19 protein-coding genes and 1 pseudogene are annotated in these 21,106 nt (G+C 67.2%); 8 read left to right on the forward strand and 12 right to left on the reverse strand.

The annotated features are described in order from the left end of the window. Positions 1-4: 4 nt before the first annotated feature. The 3 genes from ACOABP_RS23485 to ACOABP_RS23495 form a co-directional block, all read right to left on the reverse strand. Positions 5-514, reverse strand: coding sequence for a GAF domain-containing protein (locus tag ACOABP_RS23485; RefSeq protein WP_474228039.1), 510 nt, complete (start codon positions 512-514; stop codon positions 5-7). Between the two features lie 106 nt (positions 515-620). After that, positions 621-1,253, reverse strand: a complete 633-nt coding sequence (locus ACOABP_RS23490; RefSeq protein ID WP_474228040.1) for a Vgb family protein — start codon at positions 1,251-1,253, stop codon at positions 621-623. 62 nt (positions 1,254-1,315) lie between these two features. Then, a complete protein-coding gene (locus ACOABP_RS23495; protein ID WP_474228041.1) occupies positions 1,316-2,536 on the reverse strand; it encodes a helix-turn-helix domain-containing protein in 1,221 nt (406 codons plus the stop codon). 87 nt (positions 2,537-2,623) lie between these two features. Here ACOABP_RS23495 and ACOABP_RS23500 point away from each other — a divergent pair, with 87 nt between their 5' ends. Together ACOABP_RS23500 and ACOABP_RS23505 are read left to right on the forward strand one after the other, a co-directional pair. Further along, positions 2,624-3,400 (forward strand): DUF899 domain-containing protein, encoded by a 777-nt coding sequence (locus ACOABP_RS23500; protein ID WP_474228042.1) that lies wholly within the window; start codon positions 2,624-2,626, stop codon positions 3,398-3,400. 83 nt (positions 3,401-3,483) lie between these two features. Beyond that, positions 3,484-4,386 (forward strand): DMT family transporter, encoded by a 903-nt coding sequence (locus ACOABP_RS23505; RefSeq protein WP_474228043.1) that lies wholly within the window; start codon positions 3,484-3,486, stop codon positions 4,384-4,386. On the opposite strand, the gene ACOABP_RS23510 is transcribed toward ACOABP_RS23505, so the two are convergent. The 3 genes from ACOABP_RS23510 to pcaB are packed head-to-tail and all read right to left on the reverse strand — an operon-like array spanning position 4,387 to position 8,601. Continuing rightward, complete coding sequence (locus ACOABP_RS23510; protein WP_474228044.1) at positions 4,387-5,784, reverse strand: class II fumarate hydratase; 1,398 nt, start codon at positions 5,782-5,784, stop codon at positions 4,387-4,389. Positions 5,785-5,817: 33 nt separating this feature from the next. Beyond that, complete coding sequence (locus tag ACOABP_RS23515; protein WP_474228045.1) at positions 5,818-7,197, reverse strand: cation:dicarboxylate symporter family transporter; 1,380 nt, start codon at positions 7,195-7,197, stop codon at positions 5,818-5,820. Between the two features lie 30 nt (positions 7,198-7,227). Continuing rightward, entirely contained in the window at positions 7,228-8,601 is a 1,374-nt protein-coding gene (gene pcaB / locus ACOABP_RS23520; protein ID WP_474228046.1) for a 3-carboxy-cis,cis-muconate cycloisomerase, read from the reverse strand. Between the two features lie 144 nt (positions 8,602-8,745). Here pcaB and ACOABP_RS23525 point away from each other — a divergent pair, with 144 nt between their 5' ends. Beyond that, complete coding sequence (locus ACOABP_RS23525; protein WP_474228047.1) at positions 8,746-9,480, forward strand: GntR family transcriptional regulator; 735 nt, start codon at positions 8,746-8,748, stop codon at positions 9,478-9,480. A 32-nt stretch (positions 9,481-9,512) separates the two neighbouring features. Here the strand turns inward: ACOABP_RS23525 and ACOABP_RS23530 are convergent, their stop codons facing one another. Continuing rightward, positions 9,513-10,577, reverse strand: a complete 1,065-nt coding sequence (locus ACOABP_RS23530) for a zinc-dependent alcohol dehydrogenase family protein (RefSeq protein ID WP_474228048.1) — start codon at positions 10,575-10,577, stop codon at positions 9,513-9,515. A 121-nt stretch (positions 10,578-10,698) separates the two neighbouring features. Here ACOABP_RS23530 and ACOABP_RS23535 point away from each other — a divergent pair. Continuing rightward, a pseudogene (locus ACOABP_RS23535) lies at positions 10,699-11,586 on the forward strand (LysR family transcriptional regulator). 145 nt (positions 11,587-11,731) lie between these two features. Then, positions 11,732-11,953, forward strand: a complete 222-nt coding sequence (locus tag ACOABP_RS23540) for a DUF3079 domain-containing protein (protein WP_474228049.1) — start codon at positions 11,732-11,734, stop codon at positions 11,951-11,953. Between the two features lie 44 nt (positions 11,954-11,997). Here the strand turns inward: ACOABP_RS23540 and ACOABP_RS23545 are convergent, their stop codons facing one another. From ACOABP_RS23545 to ACOABP_RS23560, 4 genes are all read right to left on the reverse strand, one after another. Next, positions 11,998-13,194 carry a M20 aminoacylase family protein gene (locus ACOABP_RS23545; protein ID WP_474228050.1) on the reverse strand — a complete coding sequence of 399 codons (1,197 nt, stop codon included), beginning with the start codon at positions 13,192-13,194 and terminating at the stop codon, positions 11,998-12,000. An 8-nt stretch (positions 13,195-13,202) separates the two neighbouring features. Then, positions 13,203-14,528, reverse strand: coding sequence for an MFS transporter (locus tag ACOABP_RS23550; protein WP_474228051.1), 1,326 nt, complete (start codon positions 14,526-14,528; stop codon positions 13,203-13,205). Between the two features lie 153 nt (positions 14,529-14,681). Further along, positions 14,682-15,587, reverse strand: coding sequence for a LysR substrate-binding domain-containing protein (locus ACOABP_RS23555; RefSeq protein ID WP_474228052.1), 906 nt, complete (start codon positions 15,585-15,587; stop codon positions 14,682-14,684). Positions 15,588-15,742: 155 nt separating this feature from the next. After that, positions 15,743-16,093 carry a mechanosensitive ion channel protein MscS gene (locus ACOABP_RS23560; protein ID WP_474228053.1) on the reverse strand — a complete coding sequence of 117 codons (351 nt, stop codon included), beginning with the start codon at positions 16,091-16,093 and terminating at the stop codon, positions 15,743-15,745. 336 nt (positions 16,094-16,429) lie between these two features. Here ACOABP_RS23560 and ACOABP_RS23565 point away from each other — a divergent pair, with 336 nt between their 5' ends. Both ACOABP_RS23565 and ACOABP_RS23570 read left to right on the forward strand, forming a co-directional pair. Further along, positions 16,430-17,347 (forward strand): metal-dependent hydrolase, encoded by a 918-nt coding sequence (locus ACOABP_RS23565; protein ID WP_474228054.1) that lies wholly within the window; start codon positions 16,430-16,432, stop codon positions 17,345-17,347. Between the two features lie 152 nt (positions 17,348-17,499). Beyond that, a complete protein-coding gene (locus tag ACOABP_RS23570; RefSeq protein WP_474230523.1) occupies positions 17,500-18,186 on the forward strand; it encodes an ABC transporter substrate-binding protein in 687 nt (228 codons plus the stop codon). A gap of 96 nt (positions 18,187-18,282) precedes the next feature. On the opposite strand, the gene ACOABP_RS23575 is transcribed toward ACOABP_RS23570, so the two are convergent. After that, entirely contained in the window at positions 18,283-19,905 is a 1,623-nt protein-coding gene (locus tag ACOABP_RS23575; RefSeq protein WP_474228055.1) for a hypothetical protein, read from the reverse strand. A 452-nt stretch (positions 19,906-20,357) separates the two neighbouring features. Between ACOABP_RS23575 and ACOABP_RS23580 the strand changes: the two genes are divergently transcribed. After that, positions 20,358-20,969, forward strand: coding sequence for an HD domain-containing protein (locus ACOABP_RS23580; RefSeq protein ID WP_474228056.1), 612 nt, complete (start codon positions 20,358-20,360; stop codon positions 20,967-20,969). Positions 20,970-21,106 lie beyond the last annotated feature (137 nt).

Raw genomic sequence — 21,106 nt, forward strand, 5'->3', positions numbered from 1 at the left:
GGCGTCAGCCGGCTGCCCGGCGACCCCAGGCCAGTTCGACAAACACCGCGCAGAGCGCTTCCATGCCGGCCTGGTCGGCCTCGTCGAAGCGTGCCTCGCGCGGGCTGTCGACGTCCCACACGCCGATCAGCGTGCCATCCGGCGCCACCAGCGGCACGACGATCTCCGAACGCGACGCGGCATCGCAGGCGATATGCCCGGGAAACGCATGGACGTCGCGCACCAGTTGCGTGGCACGCGTCTGGGCCGCCGTGCCGCATACGCCGCGCCCCAGGGCGATCCGCACGCAGGCCGGCTTGCCCTGGAACGGCCCCACCACCAGCTCGGTGCCATCGAACAGATAGAAGCCGGCCCAGTTCAGGTCGGGCAACGAGTGATAGACCAGCGCGGAAAAGTTGGCCGCGTTGGCGATCAGGTCGCGCTCGTCGGCCAGCAGCCCGCGCGCCATGTCCACCAGGGCGGCGTACTGGTCGGGCTTGGAGGATTCGGAGAGGTCGTCGGAGAGCTGGAACATCGGGAAGTGCCTTGCGAGAGGGAACGGCCGATGATACCGCCGATCTCGACCTGCTCCCCTCTCCCGCCCCTCGCCCATTGATGGGCGAGGGGAAAAAACCCAGCCCTTACCTTGGCCGCTTTACCGCCCGCACCTTGCCGCTGTCGCCACCACCGCAGTAAAAGCGGTCGGCACCGTCCGACTCCAGGCCCGACACGCCCACGCCGGGCGGCATCTCCAGCGCTTCAATCACCTTGCCCGATTGCGGATCGATATGGCGCAGTTCGCTCTGGTCATTTTCCCAGGTGCCGTGCCAGAGCTGCCCGTCCACCCAGGTCACGCCCGTGACAAAGCGGCTCGACTCGATGGTGCGGCGAATCGCGCCAGTATCGGGATCGATCTCGTGGATCTTGCGGTCGCGATACTGGCCCACCCAGAGCGACCCTTCGGCCCATGCCAGGCCCGAGTCATTGCCATTGCCCGGCGCCGGGATCGTGGCGACCACCGAACCTGTCTGCGGGTCGATCTTCTGGATACGACGCTCGGCGATCTGGAACAGGTAGCGTCCATCGAACGCCGTACCGGCATGGGCGGGCACGCCGATCGCGTTTGCGGTCTTGCCGCTGGCAGGGTCCAGCGCCAGCAGCTTGTCGCCCACGGCGAACCAGACCTGCTTGCCATCGTAGGTCAGGCCGTGGACATGATCGACACCCGGGAAGGGACCGTACTCCTGGACAATCTCTGCGGCGATACGCTTCATGATGATTTCCTTTCGACGTGCTGGCGAGCCGAAGTGCCCGCGTGGTGGATCTGGAAACCATGCTACGCGCCAGGCAGCGGCGCCGGGAGTAACAAGGCCGTCGCGAATCCGGCAACCGGTGGCGTCATCCAGCGGCGCGCCCGGCCGGCGCCCACCGGCTGGACCTTGCCCGCTTCGGCCAGCGCATCGAGCGCCCGCTGCACCGTGCGCTGGCTGGTGCCCAGCGCCAGCGCCAATGCCGAGCTGGACCATGACTCTCCATCTGCCAGGCAAGCCAGCACCGCCGCGTGCGCCTGCTCCACGGGATGCGTCATGACCACCACCTCGCCTGCGGCAGCAGGTGCCAGCGCAAAACCCTGCGCCGTGGCCTGGATGCCCGCAAGCTTGCCCAGCGCCTTGCGCAGCCGCCCGATTTCCACGCGCAAACGTGCCCGGTGCGTGTCGTCGGGATGGCGCATGCGGAAGGCCGTGGCAATCAGCGCGTCGCGCGGGACATCGCCGGGCCAGGCCTGCGCCAGCGCACGGGCCAGCGCAAACAGCACCGGCCGCCGGGCCAGCGCCACGATGACGGCGCGCTGCCGCACGGCCATGCGGCACGCATCGACGATCAGGGCATCGGATGCAAACCAGGCCTCCACCGCGTCCAGCCGCAGCGGCTGCTCCGTGCCCTGCGCCAGCAGCCGGGCCACCGGTGCGCGCAGCGTGTCCAGTGCATTGTCGACTTCCGCGATCAGGGCCGGAATGCCGGCCTGCCGTGCCGCGATGCCGGCACGCGTCAATGCGTCGCGGGCGGGCGAGAACGACACGCGGCGAATGGCAATGCTGGCCGACACCAGATCGTGCGCGGCGCGCAACGCGGGGGGCAATGGTGCGGGATCGATGGTGGCGATGGTGCGCTCGGCATCGTCGAGCTGGCCGGTGATCAGGTGATGCCGTGCAATCAGGTAGCGCGCGTGCGCCGCGTTGATGACGTCGCCATGCGTGTCAAGCACATGCCACGCGGTGTCCAGCGCCCTGGCGGGCCAGCCAAGGTCGCGCGACACCAGGGCGATCTCTGCCTCGGCCACGGTACAGCGGGCACGCGCGATGCTTTCCCGGGGGCCAAAGGCCCGGGCGGCGCCGCGCAGCAGCGCGCGGGCGCGTACGAAATCGCCAAGCTGGGACATCGCAATGCCGCGCAGGGCCAGCGCGGGGGCGTCGTCGCGCAGGGCGATGCGGTTCAGCGCGCCGAGCGGGTCGCCGGCCGCCAGCGCGCGCGCCGCCGCCGTGATCAGTGAGTCCATGGGAATCCCGCCACACCTGTTACTCCCCATGCCGGGAGCCGGCGCCTAATCTAGCACATGACCCTTGCCAATCACGGAGGTATCACCATGGCATCTCATCGCACCGGCACCCGCGCGGAATGGCTGGCCGCGCGCCTGGACCTGCTCAAGGCCGAAAAGGAGCTGACCCGCCGCAACGACGCCGTGGCGCAGCAGCGCCAGGCGCTGCCCTGGGTGCGACTGGACAAGACCTACCGCTTCGACACCGAACACGGCAACGTGACGCTGCACGACCTGTTCCGGGGCCGCTCGCAGCTGCTGGTCTACCACTTCATGTTCGGCCCCGACTACAAGGCGGGCTGCCCCTCGTGCTCGTCCATCGCCGATGGCTTCAATGGCTTCGCCATCCACCTGGCCCACCACGACGTCATGCTCTGGGCCGTGTCGCGCGCCCCCATCGACAAGCTGCTGGCATACCGCAAGCGCATGGGCTGGCGCTTCCCGTGGGCGTCGTCGAGCGACAGCACGTTCAACTTCGATTTCGACGTGTCGATCACCGAGCAACAGCAGCGCGACGGCGATTTCGCGTACAACTTCGCGCGGGCCTCGCGCAACGACAACGCCCCGCCGCCGTCCGAGTCGACCGTACGCACCGCCGCCACCTGCGGCACCGATGTGCCCACCTTCACCCGCGACCGCCCCGGCATGAGCGCCTTCGTGCGCGAGGACGACGTGGTCTATCACACCTACTCGGCCTATGCGCGCGGCCTGGACGCGCTGTGGGGCATGTACCAGTGGCTGGATCGCGCGCCGCTGGGGCGCAACGAAACCGTGAACTGGTGGCGGCGACATGATGAATACGAGGATGAGGCGATGGCGCCGTGAGGGCGATGCGGCAATGCAGCAGGTGAAGCGGTGTTATCGTTGCGCCTGATTCCCGCCATGGCCGCCGTCCGGGCCCCTCGTCCATGTCAGAACGCACGTTGCAGGCACCAGCCACCCCGCTGTGGCTGCGCCTGGCTCCCGCCCTGTTCCTGCTGCTTTGGTCCTGCGGCTTTGTCTTCCTGAAGCTTGGCCTGCAATACGCCGATCCGCTGACGTTCCTGGCACTGCGCTACGCCTGCGTGGTGGCGCTGCTGATCGGGCCCTGCCTGTGGCTGCGTCCGCCGATGCCGCGCGGACTGGCGCCCTGGCTGCATCTGGCGATGATCGGCCTGCTGATCCAGGCTGGCTACTTCGCATTTACCTACCTGAGCCTCAAGCTGGGCATGTCGGCCGGCGCGGTGGCGCTGGTCACATCGCAACAGCCGATCCTGATCGGGCTGCTGGCGCCGGCCATTGCCGGCGAGCGTGTCGACCGCGTGCGATGGGCCGGATTGGCGCTGGGCGTGGCCGGTGCCGTGATGGTCATCACGGCCAGGTCTTCCGTACAGATGACCTCGCCGCTCGGGCTGGCCTTCGCGGTGCTTGCGCTGCTGGCAATGACCAGCGGCACGCTGTGGGAAAAGCGCTTCGGCGCGCCGGTACATCCGGTCCTGGCCAACACGGTGCAGTATGGCGTGGCGCTGCTGGTCACGGCCCCGCTGGCCTGGTGGCTGGAGCCGATGCACGTGCAATGGACGCCGGGCCTGTTCGGGTCGCTGGCGTACCTGGTCATCGGCAACTCGCTGGTGGCAATCTCGCTGCTGCTGGCGATGATCCGGCATGGCGAGGCATCGCGCGTGTCGGCGCTGTTCTTCCTGGTGCCGCCAGCCACGGCGGTCATCGCCTTCATTGTGCTTGGCGAATCGCTGCCGGCCATGGCATGGCCCGGCATGGCCATTGCGGCAGCAGGCCTGTATCTGGTGATGCGCCGCCGTCAGGCCAGGTAGCTAGGCCAGGCCGCCGCGCGCCATCCGCGCCAGGTCAACCAGCCGGTCGTATTCGTCCCCGCTCAGCAGGCCCAGTGCGATGGCGGCGGCGCGTGGCGAAGTCTGGTGCTCGCGCGCATGGCGCGTGATGGCGGCGGCCTTGTCGTACCCCAGCGCCGGATTCAGCGCGGTGGCGGCCAGCAGCGGGCTTTCGAGGTTGCGGGCCAGCTGTTCGCGCCGGGGTTCCAGCCCGGGGATCACCCGTTGCGCCACCACACGCGCACTGTCCGCCAGCAGGCGGATCGACTGCAGCACGTTGTGGATCAGCACCGGCTTGGCCACGTTCAGCTCGAAGTTGCCGGAAGCACCGGCCATCGTCACGGTCACGTGATTGCCCGCCACCTGCATGCCGGCCTGCACCATGACTTCGGCAATGGTCGGATTGCGCTTGCCGGGCATGATCGACGAGGTCAGGCCATCCTCGGGCATCTGCAGCTCGCCGATCCCGCTGCTGGGCCCCGAACTCATCCAGCGCAGGTCGTTGGCGATCTTGATGAACGACGCGGCAATCACGTTGAGCACGCCCGACAGTTCCAGCAGGGCATCGTGGGCAGCCATGCCCTCGACCTTGCACGGGCTGGGTCGAAACGCGTGCCCGCCGAGTGCGCTCACGGCTTCACAGTAGGCTTCGGCAAACCCGGCCGGCGCGTTGAGACCCGTGCCGGCCGCCGTGCCCCCCTGCGGCAGCACCAGCAGGCGCGGCATCACCGCCTGCACGCGCGCCAGGGCGTTGTCTATCTGCAGCGTAAAGCCTTCGAACGCCTGCCCCAGCCGCATCGGCACCGCATCCATCAGATGGGTGCGGGCCAGCTTCAGGATATCGGCGAAGGCCACGGCACGCTCCTGCAGGCTGTCGCGCAACGCGGCCAGCGCGGGCACCAGCCGTGACTCCAGTTCCAGTACCGCAGTGATATGCATCACCGACGGGAAGCTGTCGTTCGACGATTGCGAGGCGTTGACATGATCGTTCGGATGCACGGGCTGCCGGCCGCCCAGCGGCTGGCCCAGCCGCTCGTTGGCCCGATTGGCGATCACCTCGTTGGCGTTCATGTTGGTCTGGGTCCCGGAGCCGGTCTGCCAGACCGTCAGCGGAAAGTGCGTGTCGAACCGGCCTTCCCGCACTTCGGCGGCCGCGGCGGCGATGGCCTCGGCAATGGCCGGCGCCAGCACGCCGCAGCGCAGGTTGGCCTGGGCCGCGGCCATCTTGTGCAGGCCGAAGGCGTGGACCAGCGCTGCCGGAAAGCGCTCGTCGCCAATCCCGAACACCGCCAGCGCGCGTTGCGTCTGCGCACCCCAGTAGCGGTCGGCCGGAATTTCCACCGGGCCGAACGCGTCATGTTCCATCCGTACGTCTTGCATCGAATCCATCCAGCGAGATATTGCGCCTGCCTGTCAGCTTGCCGAGGCACGCAGCTTCATGCCCTCGTCGGCCTGCACGGCGGGGTTGTCCGCCAGTTCGTCGTCGAACGCCACGGCCGGGTATTGCTCGGGATACAGATGCCGCTTCGCGGTCTCCGCATCGAACGTGCCGGACCACTTGGCTACCACCACCGTGGCCACGCTGTTGCCGATGGTGTTGCAAGTGGAGATCGCCATCGACAGGAAGCGGTACACGCCGAAGATCACGGCCAGGCCTTCCACCGGCAGCAGGCCGGTGGACGTCACCGTGGCGGCGAACACCACGAACGAGCCGCCCGACACCGTGGCCGCGCCCTTGGACGTCAGCAGCATCAGCACCAGGATGCCGATCTGGTGGTCCAGCGTAAGCGGCACGCCGTACGCATGGGAGATGAACATCACGCCCATCGCCATGAAGAGCGACGTGCCGTCCAGGTTGAACGCATAGCCGGTGGGCAGCACCAAGCCCACCGTCTGCTTGGCGCAACCCAGGCGCTGCAGCTTGATCAGCAGGCGCGGCAGCGCGCTTTCCGACGATGCGGTGCCCAGCACGATGAGGATTTCATCCTTGATGTAGCGCAGGAAGCGCCACAGGCTGAAGCCGGCCAGCCGGGCCACGATGCCCAGCACCACCGCGATGAACAGGATCACCACGGCATAGAAGCTCAGCACCAGCTGGGCCAGCGCGATCAGCACGGCCGACCCGTTGCTGCCCACCGAGTACGCCACCGCGCCGAACGTGCCGATCGGGGCCAGCTTCATCACAAGATTGATGAACGAGAACAGCACCTCGGAAATCATGTCCAGCCCGGCGTTGACCTTCTCGCGGCGCGCCTCGGGAATCGCCAGGATGCCGATGCCCACCATCACGGCCAGCACCACCACCTGCAGCAGTTCCCCCTTGGCAAATGCGCCGACGAAGTTGTCGGGCACGATATGCATCATGAACTCCAGGAAGCCCTGGGGCGCGGCGGCCTTGGCGACGGGCGCGGCGGCGCTGCCGGCAACTTGGCTCATGCCCTTGCCGATTTCCAGCAGGTTGCCCGCCAGCATGCCCACCATCAGCGCGATGGTCGAGATCACCTCGAAGTAGACAATCGACCGCCAGCCCACGCGGCCGGCGCTCTTCACATCGCCCGCCGACGCAATGCCATGGACGATGGTCAGGAAGACCAGCGGCGCCACGCCGGCCTTGATCAGCGACAGGAACATGTCGCCCAGCAGTTTCAGCTTGGCCGCGAACTGCGGCAGCGCGAATCCCACCACGATGCCCAGGATCAGCGCCAGCAGGACCTGCATGCCTAGTCTGCGATACCACGGCAGGTGCCGGGGAGCCGGCGGTGCGGCGGGAGTTTGTGTCGATGTGTGCTGCATGGTGTCTTCCTCCACCCGGGCCGTTCGGCCTCAGGCAACCTCTTTGGACAGGGCAATCGCGCGGTCAACCATCTGCGGCGCCAGGCCCAGGTAGTTGGCCGGGTCCACCATCTGCTCGACGGCGGCGCGGTCGAAATGGCGGGTGACTTCGGGCAGCGCCAGCAGCGCTTCGGCCAGCGTGCCGCCGGCTTCGTTGACGGTGCGGCAGGCGTCGTAGACCACATCGTGCGCCTGCTGCCGGCCGATATGCGGCGCCATGCGCATCATTACGGCTTCGGCCACGATCAGGCCCTTCGAGATGCCCAGGTTGTGCTGCATGCGGCCGGTGTCGACGATCAGGCCGCCCAGTGCGAACCTGGCCTGGTGCAGCGCGCCCGACGTCAGGATGAAGCTCTCGGGAATGGCGATCCATTCCGCATGCCACGGGCCAGTGGCACGCTCGAAATCCTGCACCATGGCGTCCACCATCAACCCGGCGTGCTGGCGCACGGCCTTCGACGCGGCCAGCATCAGTTCGCTCGAAATCGGGTTGCGCTTCTGCGGCATGGTGCTGCTGGCACCGCGGCCTTTCACGAACGGCTCGTAGACCTCGGCAAACTCGGTCGACGCCATGATCATGATGTCGAGCGCGATCTTGCCCAGCGAACCGGTGACCAGGGCCAGCAGGTTGACCGCCTCGGCAAAGCCGTCGCGAGCCACATGCCAGGTGGTGGCCGGCACGCCCAGGCCCAGCTCCTGCGCCAGCGCCTGCTGCACTTCGAAGCCCTTGTCGCCCAGCGAAGCCAGCGTGCCGGCGGCACCGGCAAACTCCACCACGGCCACGCGCGGGCGCAGTTCGGCAATGCGCTGCTGGTGGCGGTCGAACATCGCCAGCCAGATTGCAGTCTTGTAGCCGAACGTCACCGGCAGCGCCTGCTGCAGATGGGTGCGGCCGGCCATCGGGGTGTCGCGGTGTTTGATGCTGAGGTCGGCCAGGATGGCGCGCAGTTCGCGGATATCGGCGTCGATGCTGTCCAGCGCATCGCGCACCTGCAGCGCCACGGCCGTGTCCATGATGTCCTGCGTGGTGGCGCCCCAGTGCACATAGCGGCCGGCTTCGCCGCACATTTTCACGAGCTGGTGTACCAGCGGCAGGATCGGATAGCCGACAATGTCGGTCTCCTCGCGCATGTGGTCGAAGTCGATGCGGTCGATGCTGGACTCGCGGGCGATGACCTCGGCGGCGTCGGCCGGGATCACGCCCACGCGGGCCTCGGCGCGGGCCAGCGCCACTTCGACGTCGATATAGCGCTGGACCAGCGCACCGTCAGAGAAGATCTGCCGCATTTTCTTCGTGCCGAAGGCATCGCGGAACAGCGCGGAATCGACAACGGTACTGGCGGCGGGGATGGAAATCGGGGTCATGGTGCTACCTTGTGGCGATCAGACAAGAGTCTTAATATGTTCGAACATATCTAGCATTAAATATGTTCGAACATATTAAGAAAATGAGGGTTAACCCGCGTCCGCATTTATGCGCCGCCGCAAATCGCGATGCATCAGGCATGTATGAGCAGAACCAATTCCGCTGAAATCACCCGCCAGTTGCTGGATGGCATCACGTCGGGCCACTACCCGGTGGGTGGGCTGCTGCCGACCGAATTCGAGCTGTGCGAGCAGTTCCAGGCCAGCCGCTACACCATTCGCGCGGTGCTGCAGGAACTACAGGATCTGGGACTGGTGTCGCGCCGCAAGAATGTGGGCACGCGCGTGGAGGCGTCGCGGCCACGCGCCGCGTTCCGGCCCACGCTGGCGTCGGTGGACGACCTGATGCAGTTCAGCGAGGAACACCGGCGCGTGGTGCAGTCAGTGGAAACCGTGGCCGTGAGCGGCGATGCCGCCAGGGACATCGGCTGCGAGGAAGGCACCCGGCGCCTGCGCGTGTCCAGCGTGCGCATGCGCGACGCCGCCAGCACCACGCCCATCGCCTGGACCGATATCTATATCGACCCCGTCTACACCGACATCGCCGAAGCCGTGTACCAGTTCCCCGGCGAACTGGTCAGCTCGCTGCTGGAGACCCGGCACGGCAAACAGATCGCGGAGATCGAACAGGAAGTGCGCGCCTCCACGCTGACCGACACGCGCATCAGCACCGCGCTGGATATCGCACCCGGTGCATCGGTGCTCAAGATCGTGCGGCGCTATATCGACGATGCAGGCCAGACCTTCGAGGTGTCGGTGACCGTGCATCCGGCCGACAGTTTTGCCGTGTCCATGCGGCTGAAGCGCTCGACTGCCTGACCGGGGGGCAAGGCACGGCCGGTGGGCAGTGGCTACTTACGGTTGTGAGCATTGCTCGCGCAGCGCCCCGTGCCTGAGTGGCCGACTTCAGCGGCGCCGGTACCCGGCACCCGCACCACGATCTTGCCGAACTGCTCGCCCGATTCCATGTAGCGATGCGCGTCGACGATCTGGTCGAAATCGAACGTCCTGGCGATCACCGGCCGCAGCGCGCCGGCCGTCAGTCCATCGACGATAAAGCGGCGGGCCGCGTCGAGCCGCACCGGATCGTTCAACAGTTCATGCACCAGGTAGCCACGCAGCGTCAGCGATCGGGCCAGCACCGCGAACAGCGGAAACGGCGTGGGCTCTGGGCTCAGGCCGCCATACTCGATCAGGATGCCGCCGTGCGACATCGAGTCGGTCAGCGGCGCAAAGATCGGGCCGCCGATGGGGTCCAGCACCACGCGTACACCCTGCCCCCTGGTGATGGCGTGCAGCCGCGCGGCCAGGTCTTCCTCGGCAGTGGCCACCACATGGGCGGCTCCGTGGGCCTGCAACGCATCGCGCTTGGTCCCCGTGCGGGTCACGGCAATGGGGACGGCGCCCACCCGCCGCGCAATCTGGATCGCAGCCAGCCCCACGCTGCTCGACGCGGCCGTGATGACCACGTGGTCGCCCTTCGACAGCCTGGCGATATCGACCAGCGCGCCATAGGCGGTCAGGTACGGCATCCATATGGCAGCGGCCTCCTCCCAGGACAGTGCCGACGGATGCCTGACCACCAGCGCCGCCGGAAACGTCACCTGTTCGCCATAGGCCGGCCAGCGCAGCATCGACGTCGGCGGCAGGACGCTGACCGCGTCGCCAGGCGCGATGCCTGCCACGCCTTCGCCCACCGCATCGACCACGCCCGCCGCTTCCAGTCCCAGCCCCGCCGGGAACGTCTCGGGCGATTCGATATAGGTGCCGGCGCGCAACAATGCCTCGGCCCGGTTCAGGCCCAGCGCCTTCACCGCGATACGCACCTCGCCGGGGCCCGGTAGCGCCACTTCAACTGCCTCGATCCGCAGAACTTCAGGTCCGCCGTGCTGATGGAACCGGACAACGCGCGACATGGCTTCACTCCAAATGATTGAGAACGAATACACTATGCCGGTACCGAATCTGGCAATAAATGGCCGATTCCAGTCGACAGTCAAAACCCGGAGTTTTCAATCAATGGATCGCCTTGCGAGCATGGCCGTGTTTGTCAAAGCCGTGGACTTGGGGTCGTTTGCTGCCGCGGCCGATGCGCTGGACATGTCCGGGCCGATGGTCGGCAAGCACGTACGCTTTCTGGAGGATCGGCTAGGCGTGCGGCTGATTACGCGGACCACGCGACGTCAGACGCTTACCGAATTTGGCCGCGCCTACTACGACCGCTGCCGCGTGGTGCTGGCCGAGGCCGACGCCGCCGACGCACTGGCCGCCGATCTGACCGAGCCGCGCGGCCGGTTGCGCGTGACCATGCCCGTGCATTTCGGGCGGCACTGCGTGGCGCCGGTGCTGCTGAAACTGGCCGCGCGCCACCCCGCGCTGGAACTGGACCTGTCGTTTAACGATCGATTCTCGGACCTTTCCGATGACGATTACGACCTGGCAATCCGCACCGGAGCGCCCGAGGATCGCGCCGGCATGGTGGCGCGGCGCGTGGCCCGGCAGGCCATGATCGTGTGCGCGGCACCCGGCTACCTGCGGCAGCACGGCACGCCCGGGACGCTGGAAGACCTGGCCGACGCGGCCACCCATCAGGCCATCGTCTATCGGCGCTCGGGACGTGTCCGGCCGTGACTGTTCCCGCGCGAAGGCCAGCCGCCCATCGAGGTGCTGCCCTCCAACCGCATCCGGCTCGACGATCTCGATGCCATTGCCGACGTGGCAACCATGGGGCTGGGGCTGGCGTGGCTGCCGTCGTGGCTGGTACGCGAGCGCATCCGCGCCGGCACGCTGGTGAAGGTGCTGCCGGACCTGCCTGACTACCCGTACGACGCCTACGCAATGTGGCTGCAGACGCCGCACCTGCCGCGCAAGGTCAGGCTCGCCATCGATGCGCTGGCCGACGCCCTGCCCGGGATGATGAAGTGACGCAGCGCATACCTGATTCCACGTGGTGGATTCACGTTTGATTCAGCGCAAAGCGCATAGCAATATCGCCAAAATCGCGTGACGAACGGACTACTATCGATTGCGTTGGCGTGCCCCTTCACCCCCGCACGCCGGCGCATTCGATATGGCTAAGAAATTTCCGATTCATCCAAAGCATCCCGAGCGCATCTGCTGGGGCTGCGACAAGTACTGTCCGGTCGATGCCATGGGCTGCGGCAATGGTTCCAGCCGCACGCAGCATCCGATCGAGTTGCTTGGCGACGACTGGTACGAACATGGCGACTGGGGCATCGAAGTCGATGACACTCCAGCGCCGTCCGCCGCCACAGCCGCAGCCACCGCCTGACGCATCGCCACAAGGCAGCGGGCGGCAGGCGTCAGCGGCGCGACTCAGTCCTCCCGCTTCAGATACCCCTCCGCCAACGCCACCCAGCATGCCGCGCCCAGCGGAATCAGTGCGTCGTTGAAGTCGTAGCCATCGTTGTGGACCGAGCAGCCCACCCACTGGCCCGTGCCATTGCCCAGCACGAAGTAGCAGCCGGGCACCTTTTCCAGCATCCACGCGAAGTCCTCGCTGCCCATCTGCGTGGACGGCGGCACCTGTATCACCTTGTCGTCGCCCAGCACGCTCACCACCGCCGCACGCGCGATGGCACTCTCCGCCGCCGTGTTGCAGATGGCCGGCACCAGGTGCCGGTAGTCGATCTCGGCCGCCACGCCACATGACGCGGCCTGGTGCGTCACCACTTCGCGGATACGGTCCTCCAGCAGCTTGCGCACCTCGGGCCTGGTGGCGCGAACGCTGAGCTTGAGCGTGGCGGTTTCCGGGATGATGTTGTACGTGGTGCCGGCCTCGATCTGCCCGACGCTGATCACGGCGGCGTCCACCGGTGCCACGTTGCGCGACACGATGCCCTGCAGCGCCACCACGGTCTGTGCCAGCGCCAGCGTGGGATCGGCCGCACGGTGCGGAATCGCGCCGTGGCCGCCCTTGCCGCGGAACGTCACGGTCACGCGGTCGGACGACCCGCCCTGCGGGCCGGGCTGCACCACGGCCATGCCCACCGGCAGGCCGGGCGCGTTGTGGTACGCATAGATGGCATCGCACGGAAAGCGCTCGAACAGGCCGTCTTCCATCATCGCCAGCGCGCCGGTCATGCCTTCCTCGTCGGGCTGGAAGATCAGGTTCAGCGTACCGTCGAAATGCCGCGTTGCGGCCAGGTATTCGGCGGCGGCCAGCAGCGTGGCCGTGTGGCCGTCGTGGCCGCAGGCATGCATGCGGCCCGGCACCTGGCTCTGGTAAGGCAGGCCGGTGCGCTCGTGCAGCGGCAGCGCGTCCATATCGGCGCGGATGCCGATGCGGCGCGGGCCGTCGCCCACCTTGAGCTGCGCGACGATGCCATGACCGCCCACACCGGCATGCACGTCATAGCCCCACTCGCGCAGCAGCCCGGCCACGATGCCGGCGGTGCGTGGCACCTCGGCACCGAGTTCCGGATGGGCATGGATGCCGTGCCGCAGTTCGGCAAAGCGTTCGGCCGATGCGGCCAGTGCCGCGCGGGCGGCGTTCGGGAGATTGGTCGTCATGATGAAGGTCAGTCGCGGCCGGGATGGCTGGGAAACAGCAGCAGTGCAATGAAGCTGATGGCCGATGCACAGAACAGGTAGCCGGCCGGCGCCATGCGGCTGCCGGTGGTGGCGATCAGCCAGGTGACGATCAGCGGCGCAAACCCGCCGAACACCGTCACGCCAACGCTGTACATGATCGACATGCCGGTGGCTCGGTGATGGCGCGGCAACGCCTCCATCATCATCGCGGCGCCGGCGCCGCTGCCTACCGAACCGATGGTGACCGACAGCGCGATGCAGCACAGCGTCAGCGGCAGCCCCGGCCCCGACGACAGCAGCGCGAAGTTGGGCAGCATCACGCAGAGCGACACGATGCTGTTGGCAATCAGCAGCGGCTTGCGGCGCGGCAGCCGGTCGGCCAGGCGGCCGAATGTCGGCGCCATCACCAGCATCGTCAGCCCGGCCACGCAGGCGGCCAGGAACGCCGTCACCTGCGGCATATGCACCGTGTTGACCAGGTACGTCGGCATGTAGAACACCATGATGTACATCGACGACGTACTGCTGGTCATCAGGAACACGCCCAGCAGCAGCGTGCGGCCATGCTCGCGCACCACGGCGCGCAGGCTGGCGTGGGCACGGCTCTCGGTGTGCGTTTCTTCCAGATGGCGGCGGATATAGATGCCCACCGGGGCGATCAGCAGCCCGATCATGAACGGCACGCGCCAGCCCCACGACTGCAGCGCCTCGGGGCTCAGCATGGCGGATACCGCCGCGCCTGTGAGCGCGCCCAGCAGCGCGGCGGCGCCTTGCGTGGCGGCCTGCCAGCTCACCAGGAAGCAGCGGCGCCCCTGGGTGGCCGATTCCATCAGCAGTGCCGATGCGGCGCCCACTTCGCCGCCTGCGGACAGCCCCTGCAGCAGGCGGCCCAGCACCACCAGCACCGTGGCAGCCACGCCGATGGTGGCGTACGACGGCGTAAAGGCGATCAGCGCCGTGCCTGCCGTCATCAGTACGATGGTCAGCGTCAGGGCAGCCTTGCGCCCGCGCCGGTCGGCCATGCTGCCGATCAGCACGGCGCCCAGCGGACGCATTACAAAGCCCGCGCCAAACGTGGCGAACGACAGCAGCAGCGACGCCAGCGGACTGCTGGCCGGAAAGAACAGCCGCCCGATGGTGGCGGCAAAAAAGCTGTAGACCGTGAAATCGTAGATTTCCAGGCCATTGCCGATGGCGGCGGCAATCACGGCCCGGTGCCGGGCGGCAGGGCCAGCAGAGGCCCCCTGCGCGCCTGCAGGCATGACAACGTCCACTGCGGCATCGCTGCGCAGCGGCATACTGGCTTCGTTCATGAGGCTCCTCGTGGTGATACGTCCGGAGCGGTCATCGATATGCCGCCCTTTTGTTCGGGTTGTGCTGTCCGGACGATCTTAGGAGGGGCCTACCCGCAAAGCACGCCGCTTTTTTTCATGGGTATGAACGTTGGTAATCACCAGGCCCGGCGCTCAGGTGCCGGGGAAGTCCTCCCGCAGCGCCGCCAGCAGCGCATCGTGCAGGCGCGACGCGGCCAGGGTCAGCGTATGGCGGTCGCGCGTGACCAGCGAGATGGTGCGATCCGGCACCGGCTCGGCGATCCCGATGAAATCCATGGTCTGCACCAGGAAGCGGCTGCGGCGCGATTCTTCGGAAAGCAGCAGCAACGCATCGCCAAGGCGGCTCATTTCCAGCGCCAGCGTCATCGAGTTGCACTCCACCACGCGTGCGGGAAGCGCCAGCCCGTTGGCGGCGAACAGCTGGTGGAACGGCGTGTGGGGGTCGGAAAGCGGGTCCAGCACCATCCAGTCGGCCTGGACCAGTTCGGCAAGCGAGGCAGCACCGCGCAGCGGATGGCCCTTGCGGCCGGCGATCAGGGTGGGCACGCGGCACGCCTGCGTGCAATCGAGCGCACCGTCCCCGGGCAGCGATTGCGACGTCAGCGCAAAGTCCAGCGTGCCTTCGCGCACCTGCTCCAGAAGCTGGGCGGGCCGCATTTCGAGGATGCGCAGCCGGGCATGCGGAAAATCGGCACGAAAGGCGGTCAGGCAGGTGCCCACGGATCTCAGCAGCGCGCTGACGGGCGTGACGCCCACCACGATGTCGCTGACCACCGTACCCTTCATGTCTTCCAGGTCCTGGCGCGCGCGGCGCACGTTTTCGCTGATCAACCGCGCGTGGGTGACCAGCCGCTGGCCATGGGGGGTCAATTGCACACCCTTGCTGGTGCGCACGAACAGCGTGGCGCCGACGCTGGTTTCCAGTTCCTTGATGGCCTTGCTCAACGCCGGCTGGGTGACATGCAGCTGGCGCGAGGCCTCCTGGATGCTGCCGGTTTCCGAGACGGCGGCCAGCGCGCGCAGCTGATGGAGCTTCATGACGGGGTTTCCGGGGGACACGCCGCACCGGTGGCGGCGGAAGCGGCCATTCTAGGCCGCGCCGCGGATATCCCTCAATACGGGGACGCCCGGCGTCCCCCGTGGTCAGGCCCGGGCCGGCATGGCACCGGCCCGCACTGCCTGTACTGCCTGCATCAATAGCCGTAGTACTGCTGCGGCGGGGCGTACTGCACCGGGGCCGGGCGGCCGCACGGCACATAGCCGCCCTGGTAGTTGCTATAGCAGTAGCCCGGCGGCACGGCCGGCGCGGCGTAAGCCACCGGCTGCGGCGGCGCGTAGACCGGCGCCGGTGCAACGTAGGCCGGCTGGCTGCTGGCCACCAGCGCGCCCAGGGCCAACCCTGCCACGGCAGCCACCGCAATGGCGGCACCTGCCGAGGATCCGCCACCGCCACGGTAGTAGCGGTCGTGGGCCGAGGCGGTCCCGGCGACCAGCATGGCGGCACTCAGGACAGCGATACCGGTGTAACGAATCGACTTGCGCATCTTTGACTCCTTCAGTCAGGCCAACCAATGGCCCTCTCTACGGAATGCATGATGAACGCCCGATCATTACAGTGGGTTACGCCGTCGTGAGCAGATGTAAGCGCGGGGAGACATCGCTACCCGCCGGACGGCCTGCCTGCGCGCACAGATCGCCGTTTCTTGAATTTGGCGTTACAACTTCCTGCGGCTTCCCCACCGGCCTCTGCGGGAAACGCCGGTTGACAGCGTATCGGCGCTTGCAAATACTCCACCTCGCAACGCCTCAGTGCCTGCGCGAATACCCCCTGATGCGGTGCGGTTTTGGCAATGTCGAGACAACTTCAACCAGAGACGACCATGATCACACGCCTTCCGGGGCTTCCGCGCCTGCAAACCTGCGCGCGGCACCTGTTGCTGACCAGCGCCATCGGGCTGCTCACCGCCTGCGCCAGCAGCGTTTCGAACCCGCCCGTACCAGCCCAGCCGGCTGCCCCGGCTGCCGCCACCGCGCCGGTGGCCGCGGGCAAGACCGAAGTGCTCTGGCTTGGCCAGGCCGCCATGCGCATCACCACGCCCGGCGGCAAGGTCATCGTCGTCGACCCATGGCTGACCGGCAACCCCAAGACCCCGCCCGCCTACAAGCAGCTGTCCGCACTGGGCAAGGTGGACCTGATCCTGGTCACGCACGCGCATGGCGACCACCTGGGCGATGCCGTCGAACTGGCGAAACTCAACAAGGCACCGCTGTGGAACGCCGGCGGCCTGAGCCAGCAGCTGATCACGCTGGGGCAGTTGCCGGCCACCCAGGCCCTGCGCTTCGGCAAGAGCGGCACCATTGCGCCGCTGGGTGACAACGGCCCGAAGATCACGGCCGTGCACGCCGAGCATTCGTCGGAACTGGTCTGGAAGAACCCCGCCACCGGCAAGGATGAAACGCACTACGGCGGCGAGCCCGTGGGCTACATCATCGAGATGGAGAACGGCTTCAAGATCTGGCACATGGGCGATACCGGGCTGTACGGCGACATGATGATGGTGGCAGACCGCTACAAGCCCGACCTGGTGCTGATCCCGATCGGCGGCCACTTCACGATGGGCCCCCAGGACGCCGCCATTGCGCTGCGCGACTTCATCCGGCCGAAATACGCCATCCCGATGCACTACGGCACCAGCCCGATGCTGCGCGGCACGCCAGCGGAACTGAAGACGGCGCTCGGTACATCGGCCACCACGGCGGTGATCGTGCCGGAGCCGGGCCAGAAGGTGGACTTCTGATGGGGCGCGCGCCATTGAATCCCGGGCGGCGTGCACTCTGCATCGGCCTGCCTGCCACAGCCATGCTGGCACTGGCCGGCTGCGCCGGACGGGCGTCGTCCCCGGCCAATACGGACGCCGATGCCCGCGCACAACTGGCCGGCACGGGCAGGATGCGCGTTGCCATCAACCTCGGCAATCCGATCCTTGCCAGCCGGGCCGCCAGCGGCGACCTGCAGGGCGTGTCGGTCGACCTGGCGCGCGAAGCTGCACGCCGGCTGGGCCTGACACCGGACCTGATCGCGTTCCAGTCCGCCGGCAGCGTGGTGGAGGCCGTGAAGTCGCGGCAAGTCGACCTGGCTTTCGTGGCAATCGACCCCGTGCGCGGCGCCGATATCGATTCCACACCGCCGTACGTGATCATCGAAGGCGCATACCTGGTCCGCAACGATTCCACCCTGCAGCGCAACGACGAAGTGGACCGCCCCGGCACCCGCGTGGTGGTGGGCAAGGGCAGTGCCTATGACCTGTACCTGACCCGCGCGCTGAAGCAGGCCACTCCGGTGCGTGCACCCACATCGCCAGCCGTGACCGACATGTTCCTGGCACAGCGCCTGGACGTGGCGGCGGGCGTGCGCCAGCAGCTCGAAGCCGATGCGAAGCGTGTGCGCGGCGTGCGGCTGCTGCCGGGCCGCTTCATGGTGATCGAACAGGCCATGGGCGTGCCCAAGGGCCGCACGGCGGCGCAGGCCTGGCTGAGCGGGTTCATCGAAGAGATGAAGGCATCGGGCTTCGTGGCCCAGGCGCTGCAACGGCACGGCATCGAGGGCGCCAGCGTGGCGCCGGCCGGGAAGGCCTGACAACGCCGAACAGCGCCCCCCGAAAGGAAAAAACCCGCCGAGGCGGGTTTTTTTCATGTCGATGAGACGGGGCGGCTGGATGCCGCCCGGCCGTCGTTACTGCGGGCGGTTCACGGAGATGTCGTAGAACAGCGAATTGCTGTCGAGGCTGATCATCGCACCCACGCCGGTCGTACCGAGCGTCAGCGCGATGCCCTTGCGGGACGAAGCGTCGCCCGCACGATAGCGCAGGCCATTGCTCGGCGAATTTTGCGCCCAGGTGTCAACGCGGCTATCGCTGAGTCGCCGGCGCGTATAGGTGCTCGCCGTAGTATCCACGCTCTGGATCTGCGTCGTTTCCTCGGACATCGTGGCGCTCAGGTTCTGGAAAACCACCACGTCCCAGTACGAATTGACGCTACCCACCGTCGGCAGATCACGCTGCACCTGCTTGGTGGCGATGGTCAGGCTGTTTTCGTTGGATACGACGGCCACCACGACACCATCGATGTCCTTGAAGGCAGCCACGGCGGACGAGCCATTCGCGTTCGTCAGCGTGTAGTCGCCATGCGGGTTCTGGGTCAGCGTCGGCACCTTGCCTTGCGGCCAGGTCGAGCAGATCGTGTTCGTGCCCGCGCAGTCGGCACCTGCGGTGAATTGCCCGGACGCGTTGATCGTGAACGTGCTGCGGCTCGGGTAGAAGGCCTGGCCCGGCGCGGCGCGCTCGTAGCCCACGGCGTTCCAGTCACCGGCCAGATCCGACATCGGCAGCTGCTGCGCCGGCACCATCAACGCCGGCAGCTTCCACGTGGACAGGTTGCGCACCAGCGCCAGGCCCGAACGCGACACCATCACGTCATTGACCACACCGTTGCCGGTGGCAATGTAGCGGCAAGCCTCGCCCTGGTAGGGCATGAACGGCGACCTGGCCGTGACATTGCCCTGGCTGTCCAGCGTGCTCAGCTGCGCCGTGGCCGTGTCATAGCGCACGCGGCTGAAGCCACCCTGGCCGGCCACGAAAAACTCGCTGGCGGTCTTCATGACGTTGCAGGCTTCGGTGCCCGGCTGCAGCCTGGCTGCCACGCCTTCGTTTTTCCCCACGGCGCCGGACAGGTCGCCAACCGAGGTGCGGGCCGCAGCCAGACGGGCCGCCAGCTGGTCCAGCAGCTGGTCAAGTGCGTTGCCGGCCTGGCCGCTGGTTGCGGCAACCAGCGGATCCCTGATCGGATTGAAGCTGCCCAGATCGATGCTGCCGCCAAGCAGCTGCTTGACGAGGGCCAGCGCCGTCGCCAGGTTGGCCTCGGTCAGGCGCGCCTGGGAAGCCGCGTCGAACGTGGCGAACTGGGCGGTGCTGCCCTGGGCCAGCGCGGCCGCAATCAGCTCGGTCAGCGGCGTGATATTGGCCACGATATCGGGCGCATTGCCGGCCGTCACCAGCGAGTGCAGCGTCACGCCGTCCGGTGCCACGGTCGACAGCACGCACGGCCGGATGGCGTTGGGGATGGCAATCTTGAAGGTGCCGTCCGCGGCCGTGGTGGCGCTGCCGGAGCCCTGGGCACAGGTAGCCGTCACCTTGACCAGCGGCAGCGCGGCACCTACCGCAGCGGTGCCGCTGATGTTTGCGTTGATCGCCTGGGGTGTTGCACTCGGCGTAGCCGCATTGTCGCCACCACCACCACCACCACCGCATGCCGTCAGCGCGACAGCGGCCAGACCCGTCAAAAGAAGCCTCGATTTCATCCCTGTTGTCTCTTCTATGGTTGGTTTTTGCATTGCGCGTGCCCGGGAATCCGACCCCTGGCCCCGCTACCGACACGCGCAGAACTGGCACGGCTTTTGACTCATTGCCAGGCGGCGTGGAGTGTGTATGACGCGCCCAATGCCGGATAACCCCCCACGGGGGCATTGACACATGACAAATTTGTAATATCTGTCATACAGAGTGGATACACAACAAATACATCGACCCGCAACGGGCGCGCCTATGCGGCAGTACCGGCTGAAATGTCAGAATCGCTGCTGCTTGCCGGATACGGGGTGGGCAAGGCGGCAATGGGCCCGGTTGCAGATGCGCAACGCCCCCGTCGATGACCCGGCCGGACTGGCCTGGGCCGAACCTGCGGTGCCTGCACCGGCCTTGGCCGAAACCTGTATCGTCGGACCCTCACGTTGAATACCGAAGGAAAGCCCGCATGACGAGCCGCCCTACCCTGCTGGACCACGCCCGGGATGCCGCCCGCCCGCACTACGCGCAGCCGCATCGGCACTATCACGACTGGGCGCATATCGAGGAAATGCTCGCGGTAGCCGATGCGCAAGGGGTCGTATTGTCCCCGTCCCAGCAGCTGGCCGTGTTTTGGCACGATGCCGTCTACGTGCCAGGACTGGACAAGGGCATGAATGAAAAGGCGTCGGCCCTGCTGATGCGCGACCACATGTTCCGGGCGGGCTGGCTGGACGACAATAGGGGCCGACAGTTGGCCGACGACGCGGCGTCGATCATTCTCGACACCGTCGATCACGCGCCATCGACGCAAGCGGCAACGATCGTGCTGGACCTGGACCTGTATCGGCTGTCGGTCGATACGGCCGCATTCGACCGTCACGCGGCGGCAGTGCGATCCGAATACGCGCCGTTGCTGGCGAAGTCCGAAGACCCCGAAGCGGCATGGCGCAAGGGCCGGGCGGCCGTCTACGCGTCGTTTCTGACGCGGCCCCGGCTCTACCACTCGGACGTTGGCGCCCGGTGGGAAGCCGCAGCCCGGGACAACCTGGCTCGGGGACTGGCAGCCCTGACTTCCTGAGGCCTGAAGGCCTGAGTCCTGCAGCCAGTCCTGAAACCGCCAGCTGCGGCAACGGGCGCGATCCGCCCCCGGGCGCGGCCGACCGGAAGTTGTGCAGCGCACCAGTACTTGACCATCCCCTTCATGCCGTATACCGG

The sequence above is a fragment of the Cupriavidus sp. HE11 genome, from assembly GCF_056097175.1.

What these genes read in the sequence shown, in the direction of transcription:
- ACOABP_RS23485 (WP_474228039.1), bottom strand. Translation starts at nt 514, where the DNA reads ATGTTCCAGCTCTCCGACGACCTCTCCGAATCCTCCAAGCCCGACCAG.
- ACOABP_RS23490 (WP_474228040.1), bottom strand. Translation starts at nt 1,253, where the DNA reads ATGAAGCGTATCGCCGCAGAGATTGTCCAGGAGTACGGTCCCTTCCCG.
- ACOABP_RS23495 (WP_474228041.1), bottom strand. Translation starts at nt 2,536, where the DNA reads ATGGACTCACTGATCACGGCGGCGGCGCGCGCGCTGGCGGCCGGCGAC.
- ACOABP_RS23500 (WP_474228042.1), top strand. Translation starts at nt 2,624, where the DNA reads ATGGCATCTCATCGCACCGGCACCCGCGCGGAATGGCTGGCCGCGCGC.
- ACOABP_RS23505 (WP_474228043.1), top strand. Translation starts at nt 3,484, where the DNA reads ATGTCAGAACGCACGTTGCAGGCACCAGCCACCCCGCTGTGGCTGCGC.
- ACOABP_RS23510 (WP_474228044.1), bottom strand. Translation starts at nt 5,784, where the DNA reads ATGCAAGACGTACGGATGGAACATGACGCGTTCGGCCCGGTGGAAATT.
- ACOABP_RS23515 (WP_474228045.1), bottom strand. Translation starts at nt 7,197, where the DNA reads ATGCAGCACACATCGACACAAACTCCCGCCGCACCGCCGGCTCCCCGG.
- pcaB (WP_474228046.1), bottom strand. Translation starts at nt 8,601, where the DNA reads ATGACCCCGATTTCCATCCCCGCCGCCAGTACCGTTGTCGATTCCGCG.
- ACOABP_RS23525 (WP_474228047.1), top strand. Translation starts at nt 8,746, where the DNA reads ATGAGCAGAACCAATTCCGCTGAAATCACCCGCCAGTTGCTGGATGGC.
- ACOABP_RS23530 (WP_474228048.1), bottom strand. Translation starts at nt 10,577, where the DNA reads ATGTCGCGCGTTGTCCGGTTCCATCAGCACGGCGGACCTGAAGTTCTG.
- ACOABP_RS23540 (WP_474228049.1), top strand. Translation starts at nt 11,732, where the DNA reads ATGGCTAAGAAATTTCCGATTCATCCAAAGCATCCCGAGCGCATCTGC.
- ACOABP_RS23545 (WP_474228050.1), bottom strand. Translation starts at nt 13,194, where the DNA reads ATGACGACCAATCTCCCGAACGCCGCCCGCGCGGCACTGGCCGCATCG.
- ACOABP_RS23550 (WP_474228051.1), bottom strand. Translation starts at nt 14,528, where the DNA reads ATGAACGAAGCCAGTATGCCGCTGCGCAGCGATGCCGCAGTGGACGTT.
- ACOABP_RS23555 (WP_474228052.1), bottom strand. Translation starts at nt 15,587, where the DNA reads ATGAAGCTCCATCAGCTGCGCGCGCTGGCCGCCGTCTCGGAAACCGGC.
- ACOABP_RS23560 (WP_474228053.1), bottom strand. Translation starts at nt 16,093, where the DNA reads ATGCGCAAGTCGATTCGTTACACCGGTATCGCTGTCCTGAGTGCCGCC.
- ACOABP_RS23565 (WP_474228054.1), top strand. Translation starts at nt 16,430, where the DNA reads ATGATCACACGCCTTCCGGGGCTTCCGCGCCTGCAAACCTGCGCGCGG.
- ACOABP_RS23570 (WP_474230523.1), top strand. Translation starts at nt 17,500, where the DNA reads ATGCGCGTTGCCATCAACCTCGGCAATCCGATCCTTGCCAGCCGGGCC.
- ACOABP_RS23575 (WP_474228055.1), bottom strand. Translation starts at nt 19,905, where the DNA reads ATGAAATCGAGGCTTCTTTTGACGGGTCTGGCCGCTGTCGCGCTGACG.
- ACOABP_RS23580 (WP_474228056.1), top strand. Translation starts at nt 20,358, where the DNA reads ATGACGAGCCGCCCTACCCTGCTGGACCACGCCCGGGATGCCGCCCGC.